Source organism: Pseudomonas sp. NPDC086251, assembly GCF_044746405.1.
In the GTDB taxonomy this organism is placed as follows: Bacteria; Pseudomonadota; Gammaproteobacteria; order Pseudomonadales; family Pseudomonadaceae; genus Aquipseudomonas.
In genome coordinates this window covers 21,101-41,366 of the sequence record NZ_JBIVBY010000002.1, presented here as the reverse complement: position 1 = coordinate 41,366, position 20,266 = coordinate 21,101, and the positions used below count along the sequence as shown (strand labels likewise).

Annotated in this window: 16 protein-coding genes; all 16 read left to right on the top strand. The window is 61.7% G+C overall.

Translation table 11 applies throughout. The features are described from left to right. Window positions 1-133: 133 nt before the first annotated feature. The 16 genes from ACIPL2_RS04650 (at window position 134) to ACIPL2_RS04575 (ending at window position 20,023) form a co-directional block, all read left to right on the top strand. Window positions 134-1,915, top strand: a complete 1,782-nt coding sequence (locus ACIPL2_RS04650; RefSeq protein ID WP_401353454.1) for an IucA/IucC family protein — start codon at window positions 134-136, stop codon at window positions 1,913-1,915. Then, on the top strand, window positions 1,908-3,110 hold the full coding sequence (locus ACIPL2_RS04645; protein WP_401353452.1) for a type III PLP-dependent enzyme: 1,203 nt from the start codon (window positions 1,908-1,910) through the stop codon (window positions 3,108-3,110). The genes ACIPL2_RS04650 and ACIPL2_RS04645 overlap by 8 nt, the downstream gene beginning before the upstream one ends. Continuing rightward, a complete protein-coding gene (locus ACIPL2_RS04640) occupies window positions 3,107-4,522 on the top strand; it encodes a DHA2 family efflux MFS transporter permease subunit (RefSeq protein ID WP_401353819.1) in 1,416 nt (471 codons plus the stop codon). Before ACIPL2_RS04645 ends, ACIPL2_RS04640 begins: the two co-directional genes overlap by 4 nt. A 16-nt stretch (window positions 4,523-4,538) precedes the next feature. Then, complete coding sequence (locus tag ACIPL2_RS04635; protein WP_401353450.1) at window positions 4,539-6,410, top strand: IucA/IucC family protein; 1,872 nt, start codon at window positions 4,539-4,541, stop codon at window positions 6,408-6,410. Further along, entirely contained in the window at window positions 6,404-7,177 is a 774-nt protein-coding gene (locus ACIPL2_RS04630) for an HpcH/HpaI aldolase/citrate lyase family protein (protein WP_401353448.1), read from the top strand. The genes ACIPL2_RS04635 and ACIPL2_RS04630 overlap by 7 nt, the downstream gene beginning before the upstream one ends. A gap of 4 nt (window positions 7,178-7,181) precedes the next feature. Next, the gene (locus ACIPL2_RS04625) at window positions 7,182-9,011 is read left to right on the top strand and encodes an IucA/IucC family protein (RefSeq protein ID WP_401353446.1); all 1,830 of its coding nucleotides are present in this window, start codon (window positions 7,182-7,184) and stop codon (window positions 9,009-9,011) included. Beyond that, complete coding sequence (locus tag ACIPL2_RS04620) at window positions 9,001-9,924, top strand: ABC transporter substrate-binding protein (protein WP_401353444.1); 924 nt, start codon at window positions 9,001-9,003, stop codon at window positions 9,922-9,924. Before ACIPL2_RS04625 ends, ACIPL2_RS04620 begins: the two co-directional genes overlap by 11 nt. Continuing rightward, window positions 9,921-10,910, top strand: coding sequence for a FecCD family ABC transporter permease (locus ACIPL2_RS04615; RefSeq protein WP_401353442.1), 990 nt, complete (start codon window positions 9,921-9,923; stop codon window positions 10,908-10,910). Before ACIPL2_RS04620 ends, ACIPL2_RS04615 begins: the two co-directional genes overlap by 4 nt. Beyond that, complete coding sequence (locus ACIPL2_RS04610) at window positions 10,903-11,934, top strand: FecCD family ABC transporter permease (protein ID WP_401353440.1); 1,032 nt, start codon at window positions 10,903-10,905, stop codon at window positions 11,932-11,934. The genes ACIPL2_RS04615 and ACIPL2_RS04610 overlap by 8 nt, the downstream gene beginning before the upstream one ends. Window positions 11,935-11,946: 12 nt before the next feature. Continuing rightward, complete coding sequence (locus tag ACIPL2_RS04605) at window positions 11,947-12,738, top strand: ABC transporter ATP-binding protein (protein WP_401353438.1); 792 nt, start codon at window positions 11,947-11,949, stop codon at window positions 12,736-12,738. Beyond that, a complete protein-coding gene (locus tag ACIPL2_RS04600; protein ID WP_401353436.1) occupies window positions 12,735-13,520 on the top strand; it encodes an IucA/IucC family C-terminal-domain containing protein in 786 nt (261 codons plus the stop codon). The genes ACIPL2_RS04605 and ACIPL2_RS04600 overlap by 4 nt, the downstream gene beginning before the upstream one ends. Next, window positions 13,511-14,140, top strand: a complete 630-nt coding sequence (locus tag ACIPL2_RS04595) for an RraA family protein (RefSeq protein ID WP_401353434.1) — start codon at window positions 13,511-13,513, stop codon at window positions 14,138-14,140. The genes ACIPL2_RS04600 and ACIPL2_RS04595 overlap by 10 nt, the downstream gene beginning before the upstream one ends. A gap of 308 nt (window positions 14,141-14,448) precedes the next feature. After that, entirely contained in the window at window positions 14,449-17,280 is a 2,832-nt protein-coding gene (locus tag ACIPL2_RS04590) for a xanthine dehydrogenase family protein molybdopterin-binding subunit (protein ID WP_401353432.1), read from the top strand. Then, window positions 17,273-17,812: a (2Fe-2S)-binding protein gene (locus tag ACIPL2_RS04585; RefSeq protein WP_401353430.1), complete on the top strand. Its 540-nt coding sequence runs from the start codon at window positions 17,273-17,275 to the stop codon at window positions 17,810-17,812. The genes ACIPL2_RS04590 and ACIPL2_RS04585 overlap by 8 nt, the downstream gene beginning before the upstream one ends. A 2-nt stretch (window positions 17,813-17,814) precedes the next feature. Beyond that, window positions 17,815-19,050: a c-type cytochrome gene (locus ACIPL2_RS04580; RefSeq protein ID WP_401353428.1), complete on the top strand. Its 1,236-nt coding sequence runs from the start codon at window positions 17,815-17,817 to the stop codon at window positions 19,048-19,050. A gap of 1 nt (window position 19,051) precedes the next feature. Beyond that, window positions 19,052-20,023 (top strand): XdhC family protein, encoded by a 972-nt coding sequence (locus ACIPL2_RS04575; RefSeq protein WP_401353426.1) that lies wholly within the window; start codon window positions 19,052-19,054, stop codon window positions 20,021-20,023. The last annotated feature ends 243 nt before the right edge of the window (window positions 20,024-20,266 follow it).

The following is a 20,266-nucleotide window of genomic DNA, read 5'->3' as shown; positions in this document are numbered from 1 at the left end:
CTGATTATTTATCAGGTTCAATCAAGTGATGTCGTTACGTGGGGTTCTATCGGCTGTTAAACCGGTCGGGCAGCAACTAATTTTTTCGCCATATAACGTATCCAGTGACCTCGCAGGTTACTGTGGAGCACCCATGAATCATCCGAATCGCAGTGTGTTACCCAACATGGTCAGTGAACTAGCAACAACGTGCGCGTTGCTTAATTGCTTGATCAAAGAGTTCGCCTTGCCGGAAAACTGCCTCAGTTACAGTTGGCCGACGCAGATGCAAGGCATCGCCCCGGGCAGTTACCTCGAGGGCCTGGAATGGAAGGGCATTCCGCTGACCATCAAGTTGCCCAACCAGCAGCAGTTCTTTGTGATGGTCGACCGCCGTGATGGTCTCGGCAGTCACCGTTACCTGTCGGACGTCTATGCCCGACGCGGTGACGGCGACTGGTCGTGCCTGGGGTTTGCCGAGTTCGTCGAGCAGTTGCTCGCGGCGTGCGAACACATGACCCGCGCCAGCAACGACGAGTTGCTCGATCAGGTGCTGCAAAGCCAGTTGCTGACCGCGGCCATCGTCGGCCACAACACCCCGAAGGACGCCGACCCGCTCAGCGACTACCTCGCCAGCGAACAGGGCTTGTGGTTTGGTCACCCGAACCACCCGGCTCCCAAGGCGCGGCTGTGGCCCGCTCATTTGGCCCAGGAAACCTACGCCCCGGAATTCCAGGCGCGCACCGCGTTGCACTTGTTCGAAGTGCCGCTGGGAGGCCTGAGCGTCGGCGCCAACGGCTTGAGCAAAGCCCAGGTGTTGGCCGGTTTTGCCGATCAGTCACAGGCACGGCCGGGGCACGCGGTGATCTGCATGCACCCGGTACAAGCGCAATTGTTCATGCAGGACAGCCGGGTACAGCGTTTGCTGAAATCCAAAGACATCGTCGATCTGGGTGCCACGGGGCTGTTGGCCAATCCCACGGCGTCGATCCGCACGTGGTACATCGAGGGCCATGAGTTCTTCATCAAGGGTTCGCTGAACGTACGCATCACCAACTGCGTGAGGAAAAACGCCTGGTACGAGCTGGACAGCGCACTGTTGATCGACCGCGTGTTCCGCAACCTCCAATTAACTCAACCCGAGACCCTCGGCGGGTTGTCGGTGGTGGCCGAGCCCGGCCTGTTGAGCTGGGCGCCACAGCAGGCCAGCGAAGCCGACAATCATTGGTTCCGCGAGCAAACCGGGGCGATCCTGCGCGAGAACTTCTGCCTCGACACCGGCACCGACTGCAGCATCATGGCCGGTACGCTGTTCGCCAGAGGCCTGCATCTGCGGCCGTTGGTGCATGAATTCCTCACCCGCTTCAACGGCAACGACATCGACGACCAACAGCTGTTGAGCTGGTTCGATGATTATCAGGCGCTGCTGCTGCGCCCGGTGCTGTCGCTGTTCTTCAATCACGGCATCGTCATGGAGCCGCATTTGCAGAACAGCGTGCTGGTGCACGACAACGGTCGTCCGCAACGCCTGCTGCTGCGGGATTTCGAAGGGGTCAAACTGACTGACGAACTGGGCGCCTCGCGGATCGACGCCGACGTGCATCCACGGGTGCGAGAGTCACTTCTGTATTCCCGCCAGCAAGGCTGGAACCGCATCGTCTATTGCCTGTTCGTCAACAACTTGTCCGAAGCCGTGCTAGCCCTGAGCTGGGAACGTCCGCACCTGGCGCCGCTGATGTGGCAACGGGTCGAGCAGCAGTTGATCAGCATCCGGTCCGAATTGACCCGCGCTGCGCCAGAACTGGATGCACTGATCGCCGGCCAGCCCATTGCCTGCAAGACCAACCTGAAAGTCCGTCTCGCGGCCAAGGCTGATCGCCAGGCTGGTTACGTCACGCTGGTGTCCCCGTGGGGCAAGGAGATCCCGCATGGATAAGCTGCCCGACACGGTATTGGCGGCCATCGACAAGGCCCGCAGCCAACACGAAGACCCGCTGGCGCTGTTCATCTACGACCTCGATGCGCTGAAACAGCACGTGACCCAGGTGATGGCGGCACTGCCCGAAGGTGTGGAACTGTATTACGCGATCAAGGCCAACAGCGAACCGCAGATCCTCGCCACCGTGGCGCCGTTGGTGCACGGGTTCGAGATTTCCTCCGGCGGCGAGATCGAACGCCTGCAGGCGTGCCCGACGCATAAACCGTTTGTCTTTTCCGGCCCCGGCAAACTGGATTCCGATTTGCGCTCGGCCCTGCAGCATCAGGTCGAAGCGATTCACATCGAGAGCCTGAATGAAATCGTCCGCCTGCAACGGCTGGCACTGGAAGCGGGGCGTGTGCAGGACGTGTTGCTGCGCATCAACCCTGAACTGCCGTCGCCGCTGTCGAGCAAACTGGCGATGGCCGGCACCGCCACGCCCTTCGGCATCGACGAGTCAGAGCTGGCGCAAGCCGTGAGTTGGGTGGATAACGCCAGCCATCTGCGGCTCAAGGGCTTCCATGTGCACGCGATGTCCCATCAGTCGTTGGTGGAACGTCACGAACAACTGCTCGACCTGTACCTGGAACGCTGGCCGCAATGGAAGGCATTGTCGGCCAATCCGGCGACGATCACCCACCTGAATGTCGGCGGCGGTATCGGCGTAAATTACCTCGGCCCGCAGCAGTTCGATTGGCAGCGCTTGTGCGCGCACCTGGGCGAGTCCCTGGCGGCGTGTGCCGATGCACCGATCGTGCGCTTCGAGCCCGGGCGATTCATCAGTGCTTACTGCGGCTACTACGCCATTGAAGTGCTGGACAGCAAAACCAGTCACGGCAAGCACTTTCTGGTGTGTCGTGGCGGCACTCATCATTTCCGTCTGCCGGTTGCGCAGGGGCACGATCACCCGGTCATTCACCTGCCCAGGTATCACGCGGCACCAAGCGCGTTACAACAGCAATGGACCGTGGTCGGGCAACTCTGCACGCCCAAGGATGTGCTGAGTCGCGATTGCCCGCTGACCGGTGTGGAAGTCGGCGACATGCTGGTGCTGCCGCTGGCGGGGGCTTATGGCTACAACATCTCCCACGCCGATTTTCTTTGTCATCCGCGACCGCCACAGCTGTTTGTAGGAGGCGCGTCTTGGGTTTGACGTTTGCCGTTTCGCGCTGGTTGGTGGTGGTCAATGTGCTGTTGGGCACGTTGACCGTCAGCCTCAATAACAGCTCGCTCAACCCGGCGTTGCCGGCGTTCATGAGTGCCTTCGACATCGGTCCGCTGCTGGCCACCTGGATCGTCGCCGCGTTCATGGTGAGCATGGGCATGACCATGCCGCTCACCAGTTTTCTCAGCCAACGGATGGGGCGCAAGCGTCTCTATCTGTGGGGTGTGGCGCTGTTTGTCTGCGGCTCGCTGATGGGCGCGCTGGCGGACTCCATCGCGCTGGTGATTACCGCCCGCGTGGTGCAAGGGATTGCCAGTGGGCTGATGATTCCGTTGTCGCTGGCGATCATTTTCTCGGTGTACGCCAAAGGCGAGCGGGGCAGGGTGACCGGTCTGTGGGGCGCGGCGGTGATGCTGGCGCCGGCGTTGGGGCCGTTGTGCGGCAGCCTGATGCTGGAGTGGTTCAGCTGGCGTTCGCTGTTCCTGATGAACGTGCCGATTGGCCTGGTAGCGCTGATTCTCGGCGTGGCGGTGCTTCCCGCTTCTGAAGCATCCGAGCGCAAACCGTTCGACCTCGCAGGTTACCTGCTGATCGCGGCGGGCATTGGTCTGCTGATGATTGCTGTCGGTCGTCTGCGCCACGCCGAAGCCCTCACCGATCCGCTCAACCTCGGCATGTTGCTAGTGGCAATCCTGTGCCTGGTCGCGTTTGTGCGACTGGAACTGAACCGGACTTCGCCGCTGCTCAACCTGCGCATCTTTGCCCTGCGTGGCTATCGCTTGAGCGTGATCATCGCGGTGGTGCAGTCGGTCGGCATGTTCGAGTGCCTGGTGCTGTTGCCGCTGCTGGTGCAAGTGGTGATGGGTTACAGCGCCATCTGGACCGGTCTGTCGCTGCTGTGCACCGCGCTGTTTGCCAGTCTGTTCGGGCATCTCGGCGGGCGCTGGCTGGATCGGCACGGGCCACGGGGCGTGGTGCTCTGGGGACTGTTGCTGACCGGGGCCGCGACACTGGGCCTGGGCATGATTGGGGCCAGTGCCTCCATCGGCGTGGTGTTTTTCCTGATGATGGTTCGCGGTGCCGGGCTCGGTTTGTCGTACATCCCGATTACCACCGCCGGGCTCAATGCCTTGCCCGAACCGATGGTCACCCAGGGCGCGGCGATGAACAACATTTCCCGGCGCCTCGTGTCGTCACTGGCCATCGTCATCGCCTCGCTGTGGCTCGAATTCCGTCTGGGCGACGGGCTTCCTTCCGCCGGCACGCCGGGCGCGATCAGTGAAGTGTTCATGGCCACCGGCATCCTCATCCTGCTGGCGCTGCCCTGCGCCTGGCGTTTTCCCGTTCACGCATCCGACGAGCCGGCCGAGGCACTGCCCCCGGCCCTCGAACACCGTTAATTCTTTAATCAAAGGTATGACAATGGCGACCTCATCTCAGGCAACACCTCAGGCTCAAGATCGCGCGCCAGGCGTCTGGCTGGCGAGTGCCGACACGCAGCGCTACCAACAAGTGGAGCAGCGGGTAGTCGGTCAACTGCTGCAAACCCTGCTGTACGAAAACGTGCTGCCGTACCGTCATTCACCGTTGGCTGGCAGCCAATACCGTTTTGTCGTCAGCGGCCTCGATGCCCGGCAACAACCGGTGGAGTATCACTGCACAGGCCTGCTCAGCGCCAGTTTCGAACTGATCCGCCTCGATTACGCAAGCCTGGAGCGCGTGGATGCCAATGGCAAGCACAGCCAACCGCACCTGCATCAGGCGTTGGCCGAACTGCTGAGCGAGCTTCAAAACAGCCCGCACTTGCCACGCTTCACCCATGAACTGGAACAAACCCTGCTCAAGGATCTGCAATCGCGCAGCCAGGGTTATCAAGCGAACGTGCCAAGCCATCAACTGGACGTCGATGCGCTGGAACAGCACTTCATGGACGCCCACAGCTATCACCCTTGCTACAAGTCGCGCATCGGTTTCTCGCTGAAAGACAACGCCAGTTACGGGCCGGAATTTGCCGCACCTGTCGCCATTGTGTGGCTGGCAGTGGCGAAAACCTGCGGGGCGATGAACGTCTCCCGGCACCTGGATTACGACGAATTCATCCAGCAGGAATACGGCCTTCAGCGCTGGCAGGAACTGGCTGAAAGCCTCACCGACCAAGGCAAGTCAATGGGCGATTACTGGCTGATGCCGGTGCACCCGTGGCAGTGGGAAAACGTCATCGTTCCGGTGTTCTACCCGGAGCTGGTCAGCGGTGAAGTGATCCATTTGGGCACCACGAACGATCGCTATCAAGCACAGCAATCGATCCGCACCCTGGCCAACGTCACGGACAAACAGCGGCCTTACGTCAAGCTCGCGCTGAGCATGACCAACACCTCCAGCACGCGCATTCTGGCCCGGCACACGGTGATGAACGGCCCGATCATCACCGACTGGCTGCACCAGTTGATCCGCAGCGACAGCACCGCCCGCGACCTGGGTTTTGTGATCCTCTGCGAGGTGGTCGGTGTCAGCTTCGACTACGATCACCTGCCCGCCACGCGCATGTCCCAGGCCTACGGCACGATGGGCACGCTGTGGCGCGAAAGCATTCATCAATACCTGGAAGACGATGAACAAGCGGTGCCGTTCAATGGCTTGAGCTCCGTGGACAATCGCTACGGCGACGGTGAACAGACACCGTTTATTGACACCTGGATCAAGCAATACGGCCTGCACGCCTGGACCCGCCAACTGCTGCAAGTCGCGGTGTCGCCGATCATTCACATGCTCTACGCCGAAGGCATTGGCATGGAATCCCACGGCCAGAACATCGTGCTGATCGTCAAACAGGGCTGGCCACAACGCATCGCCCTGAAAGACTTCCACGACGGCGTGCGCTATTCACCGCAACACCTCGGTCGCCCCGAGTTGGCCCCGACCCTGGTGCCGCTGCCCGCCAGCCACGCCAAGCTCAACCGCAACTCGTTCATCCTCACCGACGACGTCGATGCGGTACGCGACTTCTCCTGCGACTCGTTCTTTTTCATCGCCCTGGCCGAGATGGCGATCTTCCTGCATCAGCACTATCAACTGGCCGAAACCGAGTTCTGGCAGATGACCGCCGAGGTGATCACCGGTTACCAGGCTGAACATCCGCAACACCGCGCGCGGTATGAGTCGTTCGACGTGTTTGCGCCGTTCTATGAAGTCGAAGAACTGACCAAGCGCCGCCTGCTGGGCGATGGCGAACGTCGGTTCAAATCGGTGCCGAATCCGCTGCACGCTTTCCGGCCGCAATCATGCTGAGGACCAATCTGCTCAAGCAGAAACTCAGTGCCGGTGCGCCGGCCTATGGCCTGATCAGTTCGATTCCGTCGCCAGCGGCCATCGAATTGATTGCCGAAGCCGGTTTCGATTTCGTGATCATCGACATGGAACACGTGCTGATCAATCCCGAGACCGTGGAGAACATGATCCGCACCGCCGAGAGCTATGCGATCACGCCGTTGGTGCGGGTCGCGGACCTCAACCCGAAAACCCTGCTGCGCCTGCTCGATGGCGGCGCCCAGGGCATTGTGTTGCCGATGATCGAAGGCCCCGAGCCTTTGGCCGAGAGCATTCGCGCCTGCAAATACCACCCGCTGGGCGGCCGCAGCCTGAATGCCGGGCGTCCTGGTGCGTTTGGCAAGCACAGCCTGGCGGAGTACATCGGGCTGGCCAATGAGCAAATCATGATGGTGGCGATGATCGAAAGCGCCGAAGGCGTGAGGCGCGCGGCGGAGATTGCCGCCGTGCCCGGCCTCGACATGATTCTTGAAGGCGCCGCGGATTTATCGCAATCGCTGGGCCTGCCTTGGCAGATCGACCGGCCCGAGGTGCAGCAAGCGCTGCTCGCCAGTTGGCAAGCCGCCGACGCCGCGGGCGTGCCGTATTGCGCGATTCCACGCCAGCCGGGCGACCACGAACGGTGGTTGAGCCGGGGCGTTAAAAGTTTTGTTTTGGGTGACGAGCGTGGCATCGCTTTTCGTGCCCTCCAGGCCAGATTGGCCGCCACTTCAGCAGAAGGAAAATAACCCGATGAACTTCACCACAATGGCCGCCGACAGAGTGATGCAGGATCTGGTCGATTGTTTGCTGGCCGAGCATTTTTTCGGGACCGAACCGCTGAACCTGAAGGTGCCCGCAGCGGGCCAGCCGTTCACCGGTTTGAGCCTGTGGGAATGGCGAAACGAGCCGCAGGGTTCGATCTTCGTGGCCCTGCGTCCCGGCATCACCCAGCAATGGGAAAAAGTACCGGGCACGCCGGTGTTCGGTCGGCAGAATGAGCAACTGACGGCGCTGTCGCCCGAAGCCTTCATGACTCAGGTGCTGGCCGGGATGACCGATCGCTATCAGGACAATGAAAAAGGCTTTGCGCTGTTCCTCGACGTGCTGCGCACCAGCGTCCGCCAAACCGAGTTGTCCCTGGCGCACAAGGTCGACAGCGAACGCTTGCTGGAAAAGAGCAACGCGGATTTTTTCCTGACCATGGAGCAGTGGGCTTCGCTGCGTGATCGTCCCTACCATCCGCTGGCCAAAGCCAAGCAGGGTCTGGACGATGCGGAATATCAGCAGTACCAGGCGGAATTCGCCCGGCCAGTGGCGCTGAACTGGGTCGCCATCGACCGCACGTTGCTGCAATGCGGCGACGGTGTGACCGACCTGGCGCAGCATAATCCCGCCGAATATGTGCTGCCGTTCGCGTTACAGACCGGCCTGCAACACGAGATGCAACAACGGGGCATTGGCGATAGCCACATCGCGCTGCCGGTGCACCCGTGGCAGTTCGAGCACGTGCTGGAGGCGCAACTCAGCGATGCCTTCGCCAGGGGTGATTGCCATCGACTGGACTTTACCGACGGTGATTTCTTCGCCACCTCGTCATTGCGCTCGATGACGCCGTGCTTCAACAGCGCTGACTACCTCAAGTTGCCGATGGCGATCTATTCCCTCGGCGCCTCGCGTTATTTGCCGGCGGTGAAAATGATTAACGGCGGCTTGAGTGAAAAGTTGCTGCGTCAGGCGCTGGGCAAAGATCAAACCCTGCAACAGTCCTTGCACCTGTGCGACGAAACCAAGTGGTGGGCCTTCATGCCGCCGGACGCCACGCTGTTCGACGAAGCGCCACGTCATCTGTCAGCCATGGTCCGTGGTTATCCGCCAGCGTTGCTGGAAGATCCGGACACCCGACTGGTGCCGATGGCCGCCCTCGGTACACCGTTGCCCGGCAGCAACCAGCACTTCTTCGATGACTGGATGGCCTACCGCCAATTGCCGGCCAATACCACTTCGGTGATGACGCTGTTCCGCGAGCTGTGCCACAGCTTCTTCGAGATCAACCTGCGGATGTTCCGCATCGGCATGCTCGGTGAAATCCATGGGCAGAACGCGGTGCTGGTGTGGAAGGCCGGTTACGCCCAAGGGCTGTTGCTGCGCGATCACGATTCGTTGCGCATTTTCGTGCCATGGCTGGAGCGCAACGGCCTGGCCGATCCGGCGTATCGATTGAAGAAGGGCCACGCCAACACCCTGTATCACGAGCGTCCGGAAGACCTGTTGTTCTGGTTGCAGACCCTCGGCATTCAGGTCAACTTCCGCGCGATCATCGATACCTTGGCGCAGGTTTACGCGTTGCCAGCCACCGCGTTGTGGACGGCAATGGGCGAAGTATTGAACGAGTTGATTGACACCATCGACTTCGACACCGAAGCTCGGGCGATGATTAAACAGCAATTGTTCGAAGCACCCCACTGGCCGCAGAAATTGCTGCTCACGCCGATGATCGAGCGCGCGGGCGGCCCCGGCAGCATGCCGTTCGGCAAAGGCCAGGTGGTGAACCCGTTCCACCGGTTGAATAATGAAGCCTGACGCTCACGGTCATCCCACCAGGCGCACGCTGTTGCGCCTGTCCCTGGGCCTGCTTGCACTCCGCTATTCGATACCGGCGTGGGCGCAGACCGACGCCGCGCCGCTGCGGGTGATCACCCTGTTTCAGGGTGCCACCGACAGCGCCGTGGCGTTGGGCGTGACGCCCTGCGGCATCGTCGATTCCTGGAGCGAGAAACCGACCTTTCACTATTTGCGTTGGGCGCTGGATCAGGTGCCTCATGTGGGGCTGGAGACCCAGCCCAGCCTAGAGGACATCGCGCTGCTCAAGCCCGACGTGATCATCGCTTCGCAGTTTCGCCACGAACGCATCGCACCGTTACTCAAGCAGATCGCCCCGGTGGTGATGCTGGAGGAAGTGTTCGAGTTCAAAAAGACCCTGGCGTTGATGGGCGTTGCCCTGTACCGACAGCAGCGGGCCGACGACGTGCTGACTCAATGGCAGCAGCGTGTGGCGCACATGCGTCTGCAATTGCAGCAGAAGTTCGCCGGGCGCTGGCCGCCCACGGTGTCGATCCTGGATGTCCGCGAGGACCACATCCGCAGTTATCTGCCGGCGAGTTTTCCGGGGTCGGTGATCACAGAGTTGGGTTTCAACTGGAGCGATGCCAGCCGGGCAGCGAGCGGGGTGTCGATCAAAATCACCAGCAAGGAAAGCCTTGCCGTGGTGAATGCCGATATTTTCTTTGTCTTCCTGCGCGCGGAGAAAGCAGCAGTGCAGCGAAATTATGAAAGCCTGGTGCAGCATCCGCTGTGGCAGCAAATGCGCGCGCCGCAGCAGGGGCAGGTGTGGCGAGTGAACGGTGTGGCCTGGAGCCTGTCGGGCGGCATGCTGGGGGCGAACCTGATGCTTGATGACGTGACTCGGCTGGTCACGGCGGACGCGGCCTCATGAGCAACGCTTTAAAGATGTGGAGTGCCGGCGTTGTGTTGCTGCTGTGCTGCTTGTTGAGCCTGGCGGTCGGCGCGACCTGGATTCCGTTGTCGCAGATTGCGGCGGCGTTCGTGCATCCCGATCCGTTGAGCATCAGTCATGTGCTGGTGACCACCACGCGGCTGTCGCGCACCTTGATGGCGATGGCCGTGGGCGCGAGCCTGGCGGTGGCTGGCGCCTTGATGCAGGCGCTGACGCGCAATCCGCTGGCGTCCCCCGGCCTGTTCGGGATCAACGCCGGGGCGACGTTTTTCATCATCCTCGGTTCCTCACTGTTCTCCCTGGCGTCCCCGGATGCCTGGCTGTGGTGCGCGTTTATCGGCGCGGCGGTGGCCGGCAGTCTGGTGTGGCTGATCGGCAACATGGGGCAGGGCAGCCTCAGTCCGTTGCGCATCGTGCTGGCGGGCGCGGCGATGGCGGCGTTGTTCTCGGCGTTCAGCCAGGCATTGCTGGTGGTCAATCAGGATGGACTCGACACGGTGCTGTTCTGGATGGCGGGCTCGTTGACCGAACGCAGTCTGTCGGTCGCCGCGCCGTTGCTGTTGTGTGGCGTCCTCGGAATGTTCGGCGCGATGTTGCTGGCAGGGCAGGTCAATGTGCTGAACGCCGGCGAGGAAATTGCCACGGGCCTTGGCCAGCGAACCGGAATGATCCGGTTGCTGATGGCCGTGCTGGTGGTGTGTCTGGCGGGCAGCGCGGTGGCGTTGGCCGGTAGCATCGGATTCATCGGTTTGCTGGTGCCGCACATGGTGCGCAAAGGTTTATCCATCGACCATCGCTGGTTGCTGCCGGGGTGCGCGCTGCTTGGCGCGATTGTTCTGCTGCTGGCCGATACCTTGTCGCGGGTGCTGATCTTGCCGCAAGAGGTGCCGGTAGGCGTTATGACGGCGCTGTTCGGCGCACCGTTTTTTATCCTGCTGGCCCGGCGTGGAGGTCGTTATGGATAAGGTGCTGACCTGGCGCTACAGCGGGTTTTCCCGGCGAATCAACATCGCCACGTTGTGGCGCTTGCTCGCGGCCGTGGCGGTGACCGGGCTGATCATGCTCGGTTCGCTGGCGCTGGGCAAAGTCATGCTGTCGCCGCTGCAAGTGCTGCGGATAGTGCTGTCGGATCAGGACGCCAGCCTGACGTTTATCGTCGAGCAACTGCGCTTTCCGCGCATGCTGCTAGCAGCGCTGGTGGGCGCGGCACTGTCGGTGTCAGGGCTGATTCTGCAAAGCATCATCCGCAACCCGCTCGCCTCGCCGGACCTGCTGGGCATCACCAGTGGTGCCAGTGCGGCGGCGGTGTTGTATTTGTCGTTTTTCTCGGTGGCGCTGGGCCAACAGTATCTGCCACTGGCGGCGATGCTCGGCGCGGGATTGGCGGCATTGGCGATCTATCTGCTGGCCTGGAAACAGGGCGCTTCACCGCTGCGGCTGGTGTTGATCGGCGTCGGCATCTCCGCGATGTTGACCGCCGCGACCACCTTCATTCTGGTTTTCAGCCCGCTGACCACGACCTTGTCGGCCTATGTATGGCTGACCGGCAGCGTGTACGGTGCCAGTTGGCCGGAACCGCTGGCGCTGGGTCGCTGGTTGTTGGGCATTTGTCCGCTGCTCGTGCTGTTGGCCCGGCAGGTGATGGTCCAACAATTGGATGACAACCTGGCCCAGGGCATTGGCGTACGCGTGCAGTGGTTGCGCGCCGGTTTGTTGCTGGTCAGCGTGGCGTTGGCCGGTGCCGCGATTGCCTGGGGCGGGGCGATCGCCTTTGTCGGGCTGATTGCGCCGCACATATCCAAGCGTTTGGTGGCGCCGGGGTTCGGCGGTCAGGCGGTGATGGCGGCGCTGGTCGGGGCGAACCTGGTGGTGCTGGCCGACCTCGCCGGGCGCACGCTGTTTTTGCCGCTGGACCTGCCCGCCGGGATTTTTGTCGCGGTGCTGGGCACGCCCTTTTTTCTCTATTTGTTGATTAAACAGCGTCATTAAGGAATGCAACGTATGACGTCGATTGCAAGTCGCGGCCTGACCCTGAGTTATCAGCGCCAGGTGATTATTGACACGCTGGACATGCAACTGCCCAAGGGCAAGATTTCGGTATTGATTGGCAGCAACGGCTGCGGCAAAAGCACCTTGCTCAAATCCTTCGCCCGGCTGCTGAAACCGCAGCAGGGCTCGGTGATTCTCAACGGCGTGGATATCCAGCAGAAATCCACCGCCGCCGTGGCCCGGGAGTTGGCGATTTTGCCGCAGACCCCGAGCGCGCCGGAGGGCATCACTGTCCGGCAATTGGTGGCGTTGGGGCGTTACCCGTATCAGAGCTGGATGCAACAGTGGTCGGCGGAAGACGAAGCCATGGTCAATCGCGCGCTGGCGCAGACCAGCCTGCTGGCCCTGGCGGATCGGCCGGTGGACGCGTTGTCCGGCGGCCAGCGCCAGCGTGCGTGGATCGCCATGACCCTGGCCCAGGACACCGGCATCGTGCTGCTCGACGAGCCGACCACCTTCCTCGACCTGGCGCACCAGATCGAAGTGCTGGACCTGCTGCGCGACCTCAATCGGCAGGAAAACAAAACCATCATCATGGTGCTGCACGACCTCAACCTGGCCTGTCGTTACGCCGACCACATGGTGGCGGTGCACAACCAGACCGCGTTTGCCCAGGGCAGGCCGGAGGAGGTGTTGACCGAGGCGCTGGTCAAAACCGTGTTCGACCTCAACTGCCGGATCATTCCCGATCCGTTCTTCGGCACGCCGCTGTGCATTCCGTTTGGCCGGGAACTGCCGCAATGAATCTGGCCGGTCATTTCACGGCGCCAGAGTGGGCAGTGTTGTCCGCTGGCTTACGGCTGAAGGACAGCGAAGAGCGCGACCCGTTGCGTTCGCTGCTGGCCCGGGACTTGTTGCAGGAGGACGTGTGCGAGCAACTGTTGGACGCCCTGGGTCCGGTCATCGGCTCGCCGACCCGGGCGATTACCGCCTCGTTGCTGGGCAAGCGTTTGTCGTTTCTGGCGACGGGCGCGTGCCTGTACGCGATGTCGGTGTACGACAAAGGGCTGCTGCTGTCGCTGGACAATTCGATAGTTGAATACGGTCACGATGAGGGCTTGTGGACTTCTTCGATGCCACTGCTTCACGGCCAGCCGCTGACCTATGGGGCGAATGAGCGCGAGGCCTGGCGTGAAGCGCTGGTGCAGGCGCTGTTTGCCGGGCTGCTGAAACCGCTGTGGCACACCTTCAATAAAGTCACTGGCGTTTCCCGGCGCATCCTCTGGGAAAACACCGCTGTGCGCGTGTATTCGCTGTACGAAAAACGTATGGCAAAAATCGACGATCCGCTGATTCGCGAACGCTGTGAAACGGACTTCCAGTGGCTGCTGACACAAGCCGACCCGGCGCTGTTCGGCCTCGATTACAACCCGTTGAGCCATTTTCGCCGACCGCCGACGCTGGTGGATGAAGGGCAACGCAGCATTCGCTTTCGCCGAACGTGCTGTTTCTATTACCTGGCCACCGAGCCCGCTGAATACTGCTCGACCTGCCCATTGCTACGACCGGGAAAAAAATGCCGATGAGTGATCAGATCAATCGCCGCCAGCCGTTTGTCAGTCCTGAGTTGATTGAAAAATACCGGTCCATCCCGTCGTCCACCCTCGGCCATTTTTCCGACCGTGGCTTCCTGCGCGGGATCAAGCCGCTGTTCAACGACATCCGCATGGTCGGTAACGTCGTCACGGTCAAAGTCTTCCCACCGGATGGCAGTATTTTGCGTGAAGCGCTGCTGCTGAGTCAGCCGGGCGACGTGCTGGTGATCGAGTGCGTGGGCGACGAAGAATGCGGCTGCTGGGGTGAATTACGCACCCTGGCCGGACTGATCAAGGGACTGGCCGGAGTGGTGGTGTCGGGCGCCGTGACCGATGTCAGCGCCTTGCGACTTCATGGGTTGCCGGTGTTTTGCCGCAACGTCAGTGCGTTCACCACTCGCGGTATTGGCGCCCAAGGTGAAGTCAATCAGACGATCCAGGTCGGCGAGGTGCGAGTGCAACCGGGCGACCTGGCCATCGGTGATGACGACGGCGTCTTCATCCTCGACGCCGGGCGAGCGGCCGAGCTATTGCCCGAACTGTTGGCCAAAGAAGAAACCGACCAACGCCGCCGCACCGAATTCCTCCACAGACTCACGCAGAACCTGTAGGAGCGAGGCTTGCCCGCGAAGCTTTTGGCGCCAGTGATGACGCCTTCGCGGGCAAGCCTCGCTCCTACAGAGATCAGGATTTCACATGAATTTATTGCAGCGCAACGCCGCAGTATTTTTTGATTCATCGGTCATATTTTTGTAACCAGTTGTTTTCCAAAAGCGCATAAACCTTTAAAGTTAACCTTTCGGTCAGCTTTGCACTGTCAAATCCAGCCTTTTGCTTCGTCCAAAAGCGCTTCTGCAAGACTCGAGATCCCCAGAACATTACCAAAAGGGCGGACCCATAACCGCCCAGAGGATGATCCATGTCCAACCGTGAAATATCCCGGCGCTCGTTCCTTCAGGGCGGGCTGGTAGCGGGTGTGAGCGTCACGCTCACGCCGCTCAGCTCCCAGGCGCTGGCTGCCTTGATGGAAAACAGCGTGACCGTGCCGTCCGAGCAATGGCTCGGCAACAACGGCAAGGCACGTGCGCGTAACGATGCCTTGTCCAAGGTCTGCGGCAGCAAGGTTTTTGCCCGCGACATCCGCGCCAAGGACATGCCGGGCTGGCCGCAGCAACAGGGCCACGCCATGTTGCTGAAAATCACCAAGGCCGACCGTATCTATGCCGGCTACGACCTGTCGTGGCTCGGCGCCGACTTGCAACCCGACCGCATCGTCACCGCCGCCGACCTGGACAAGGACGGCATCGTCTTCCCGGAAGAGCACGCGCCCGATCCGCTGCTGCCAGAAGGCAAGGTACCGATGTTCATCGGTCACCCGGTGGCGATCCTGATCTGGAACGACTTCGAGCGTTTCCGCCAGGCCAAGGCCAAGCTCAAATTCAATGACAAAGCGATTCGTTACGGCGCTCAGGTGCCGTTCTACGAAGGCGATCCCTACGGCAGCTTCCGCTACGTACGCGTCGGCGGTGCGACCTCGGCGGACGAAGATGAATTCGCCAGCCTCAAGGATTCGATCCTGTTCCCGATGCTGAAAAACCGTCGCCCGGTGTGGAATTCCCAGCCGGACTTGCACGGCAACCTGACCGAGCGCGGACTGTTTTACGCTGAGCGGATGAAGCAGCAGATCGACACGCCACCGGACAACTGGCTGGTGTTCGACGAACGCTACAAAACCCCATCGATCGAACCCGCCGCAATGGAGCCGGACAACGGCAACGGCTGGTACGACCCGGCGACCAAGACCCTGCATTTTGTCGTCGCCACGCAATGTCCGCTGGAAACTGCGACCGAGACCGCGAAGATGATCGCGCCGTCCCGTTTCGGCCTGGCCAACCTGAACATGCACCCCGGTTACACCGTGGGTTACGGTTCCAAAGACCACAACATCTTCGTCTACTACGCAGCGTTAGCCGCGTTGTACGGCGCTGGCGTGCCGGTACGTTTGGCCAACGATCGCTACGAGCAATTCCAGAGCGGCATCAAGCGTCACCCGTTCGACATCCGTTACCAACTGGCGGTGGACAAGACCGATCACAGCTTCAAGATTTTCCGCGCCGAGATGAGCGTCGACGGCGGCGGACGGATCAACTACAGCCCATCGGTGGCGGCGGTTGGCGCCACGGCGGCGCAGTCGATCTACTACATGCCGCAGAACGATCTGCAGGTCACGGCCTATCATTCTCGCGCCGTTGAGGCCGGGTCGATGCGCGGCTACGGCACCCTGCAAAGCATGGCCTCCACCGAGATGATGGTCGACGAAATTGCCGAACGCCTCGGCATCGACGCCATCGAGCTGCGCAAGAAAAACGCCCTGCGGTCGGGCATGAAAAACACCCAGGGCGCGGTGCCGGCCGGTGCCTTGCGCCTGCACGAGATTCTCGACAAGGCCGCCGCTCACGACGTCTGGAAAAAGCGCGACCTGCTCAAGCTGCAACGCGAAGCCGCAGACCCGGATCACTGGTACGGCGTCGGTTTCGCCATCTGCCAGAAAGACTTCGGCACCGGTTCCGAAGCGCCGATGGCCAGCATCGAATTCAGCGCTGAAGGCCGCATCCACCTGCGCCATATCGGCATCGAAATCGGCACCGGCATGTCCACTTCGCAAGCGATGGTGGTGGCCGATTTCCTCGGCAACCCGGCGCACGAAGTGAAGACCGGCGAAACCGAATGGAAAGAGTTGCAGCTGATCACTGGCGGCAACCCGTACATCATGAGCCAGGCCGAGCAAGACGGTTTCCTGCGCAATCCGCGCTGGGTCGGCAAACTCGCGTCGGCGTCGTCGGCGACCAACTCCGCCTACTACTTCAGCCACGCCACCCGAGAAGCGGCGCGCGTGCTGTTCAACCACGGCTTGTGGCCGGCAGCGTTGCAGATCTGGGGCCAAGGTCCTTATGGCGGCCAGGCCAACCCGTATGTGGTACGTCGCGAAGATGCGCATTGGGTCGACGGCAAACTCACCGCCAACGGCATGCAGCCGCTGAGCTTTGAACAGCTGGCCAAACATGCCCACGAAAAAGGTCTGGTGACCGGCGCGACCGTGCACGGCTTCAACCGCTGGAGCTGGGCCGAGGCCGAGTTCTCCATCGACGGCGTGCGCGAGCGTTTGCCGCTGGACGGCCTGGCAGTGAAGTACGGCGACGGTGCACCGAACGCGAAGAAGGCGCAGATGACCAGCGCCGGTTTCCATCTGCTCGACCGCCAGAACATCCATTACCCGGACACCCAGTTGAACAACGCGGCAGTGACTTACTACAGCCCGGTCGCGACGCTGGTGGAATTGAAAGTGAACAAGGGTTCGGCGGAAGTGCAAGTGCTCAACCATCACTCGTGGGTCGAGTGCGGTCGGGTGCTGGTGGAAGAACTGGTCAAGGGCCAGCTCGAAGGCGGGATCGCCATGGGCATCGGTCATGCGTTGCTCGAAGAGATGCCGCTGTACGAAGGCGGGCCGGGGGAGGGTGACTGGAACTTCAACCGTTACCGCTTGCCGATGGCCCGGCACGTTGCGGTCTGGAACCAGACGGCCGAAATCTTGCCGCCGCTGTCGCCGAGCGACCCGTCCAAGGGCATTGCCGAAGTGGTGATGATCCCGGTGGTCGGCGCCATCGGTAACGCCGTGGCCCACGCCATCGGCAAACGGGTTCGCGACCTGCCTATCACTTCTGCCCGCATCAAGGAGGCCCTCAATGGCTAACCGTCCGCTTCAACTGACCCTCAACGGTCAATCCGTCGGCCCGGTGGACATCCCTGATGACCTGCCGATGATCGATTACCTGCACGAATACAAAAACCTCACTGGCTCGCGACTGGGCTGCGGCCAGGGCGTCTGCCATGCCTGCGTGGTGATCGTCGACAACCCCGACGGCACCAGCGAAGAAGTGCGCACTTGCATCACCGGCGCGCACTATTTCGAAGGCAAGAAAGTGCGGACCATCGAAGGTCATGCGACCCGCGATGAGCAGGGCAAGGTCACTCAGCTGAACCCGATCCAGCAGCGCTTCGTCGATGAATTCGCTTTCCAGTGCAGCTACTGCGCGCCGGGGTTTGTGAATGCCGCGACGGTGTTGGAGGAAAAGCTGCAGCGTCAGCCGATCGTTAAAAGCCAGCTGGAACAAGTCATCGAGGACAGCCTCGGCCATCACGTCTGCCGCTGCACCGGCTACGTGCGCTACTACAGCGCGACGCGCAACGTGCTGACCGATCTTGGCCTGGTCAAGGAGGGTTGAGCATGAAGCATCTTCTTTCCCGCCTGGCGTTGGCGGTCGGTCTGGCTGCACCGGTGTTTCTGGCTCAGGCGGATGATCAGGTTGCTCGCGGCGAATACCTCGCCCGCGCTGCCGACTGCATGGCCTGTCACACCGCACCGGGTGGCGCGCCTTACGCGGGCGGCCTGCCGATCATTTCGCCGTTCGGCACGATCTACGGCACCAACATTACCCCGAGCAAAGAGCACGGCATCGGTTTGTACAGCGACGACGAATTCTTCGCCGCGCTCACCGAAGGCAAGCGCCGGGATGGCGCGAACCTGTACCCGGCGATGCCCTACACCTCGTATCACCTGATGCCGCGTGAAGACTCGGACGCGATTCACGCCTACCTGAAAACTGTCGAGCCCATTGAGCGTGCCGCGCCGGTGACCAGCCTGAGCTTTCCGTTCAACGTGCGGCTCGGGCTGATGGGCTGGAACATGCTCTACGGCAAGGATGTGAAACTGGCGTCCACCGAAGGCAAAAGCGAAGCCTTCAAGCGCGGCCAGTACATGGTCGACGTGCTCGGACACTGCGGCGAATGCCACACGCCACGCGGTTTGCCCGGCGCGATGCAACAGGACAAACGCATGACCGGCGGCTTGCTCAACGGCTACCTGGCGCCGAGCCTGCTGGCCAATGACCTGGCGGCTCGCGGCTGGAATCATCAGGACCTGAGCACCTTCCTCAAGCACGGCATGAGCGCCCAGGGCACGATGTTCAACGAGATGTTCCCGGTGTTCCACAACAGCACCCAAGGCCTCAATGACCCGGACCTGGCGGCGATGGCGACCTACCTGCTCGGCGATCAACCGCCAGCGGCGAAGACGTTGACCGAAGTGCCGCTGGACACGCTCAGCCCGAGTGCCCAGCGCGGTCGTCAGGACTACCTGAACGTCTGCGCCGGTTGCCACGCGGCCGACGGCGAGGGCAAGCCGCACATCGCCGTGGCCATGCGCGGCAACACCACGCTGCGCCTGGAAGATCCGCGCAACCTGTTGCGGGTGATCGAGGACGGGATCGGCGAACAGAAATTCGCCGGGTTCGAACGCATGCAACCGATGCCGGGGTTTGCCGACAAACTCAGCCACGAGCAACTGACCGACCTGCTGAATTACCTGCGTCAGGGTTGGGGCGGTCAGTCGGCTGAGCTGGCGCTGAGTGATGTGCAGAAGCTGCAAGCGGACGCACCATCGGCCGAGCACAAGGCGCACTGATATGCAGCATCTCGATCTGCAAGTGGTGCGGCGAGCGCTGCAATGGTCTGTTGCCGGTCAGCGCGTGTGGTTGTGCACGGTGCTCGCCACCTACGGCTCGGCGCCGCGCGCGCCAGGCTCGTTGTTGGCGGTGAATGTTGATGGGCAATGGATCGGCTCGCTGTCCGGCGGTTGCGTCGAGGAGGATTTCCTTGAGCGCGTCGCCGAGGGTGCTTTTCTGGACGCGGTCAATGTCGTTCGTTACGGCGAAGGCGACGATCCGCGTTCCCGAGTGAGTTTGCCCTGTGGCGGCGTGCTCGAGGTGCTGGTCGAGAAGCTTGAGTCGGAGTGTGAGGTTCAGGCGCATCTGCGGGAGCTGGAGTCGGCGCTGCTGGGGCAGCGTCGGCTGATCCGCGAGGTCGAACTGGCCAGCGGTGCACGCGCTCTGTTTGCAGATCGTGAGCAGGGCGTGCGCATCGAGCGAGAGATCGATCGAGTGCGTGTGCGGGTCGGGGCGGCTCAGCGTTTGCTGCTGGCGGGGTATTCCAGCGTCGCTCAGGCGTGTGCGGAGTTTGCGGTGGGGCTTGGTTTCGAGGTGATTCTCTGCGACCCACGGGACGAAGTGCTGGAAGGTGTGGTGCTGGAAAACGTCGAGATTCGCCGCCAGTTGCCATCGGTGTTTATCGCTGACGGCGGCTGCCACAGCGACACGGCCGTGGTGGCGCTGACCCATGATCCGCGCATCGATGACTTGGCGATGATGGAGGCGGTTCGTACCGACGCGTTCTACATCGGCGTGATGGGCTCCGTGCAAACCTCGCAGAAGCGCTTCGAACGGTTGCGCCGGATTGGTGGATTAGGGGAAGTCGAACTCGCTCGTATTCACGCGCCCATCGGCTTGAACCTGGGCAGCAAAACCCCGGCAGAAATCGCCCTGGCCGTCCTCGCCGACATCCTGCGAACCCGCAGCGGCATCCCCCGGGACAGGCTCTGACACTATTACCCTTGTAGGAGCGAGGCTTGCCCGCGAAGAGGCCATCACATCCAACACCTATGTTGGCTGACAGTCCGCATTCGCGAGCAAGCCCGCTCCCACATTTTTGACCGGTTGTGCCTGAGATTTTCGCAGCCGGCGCTGACCCCTGTAGGAGCGAGGCTTGCCCGCGAAGAGGCCATCACATCCGACACTTATGTTGGCTGATAGTCCGCTTTCGCGAGCAAGCCCGCTCCCACATTT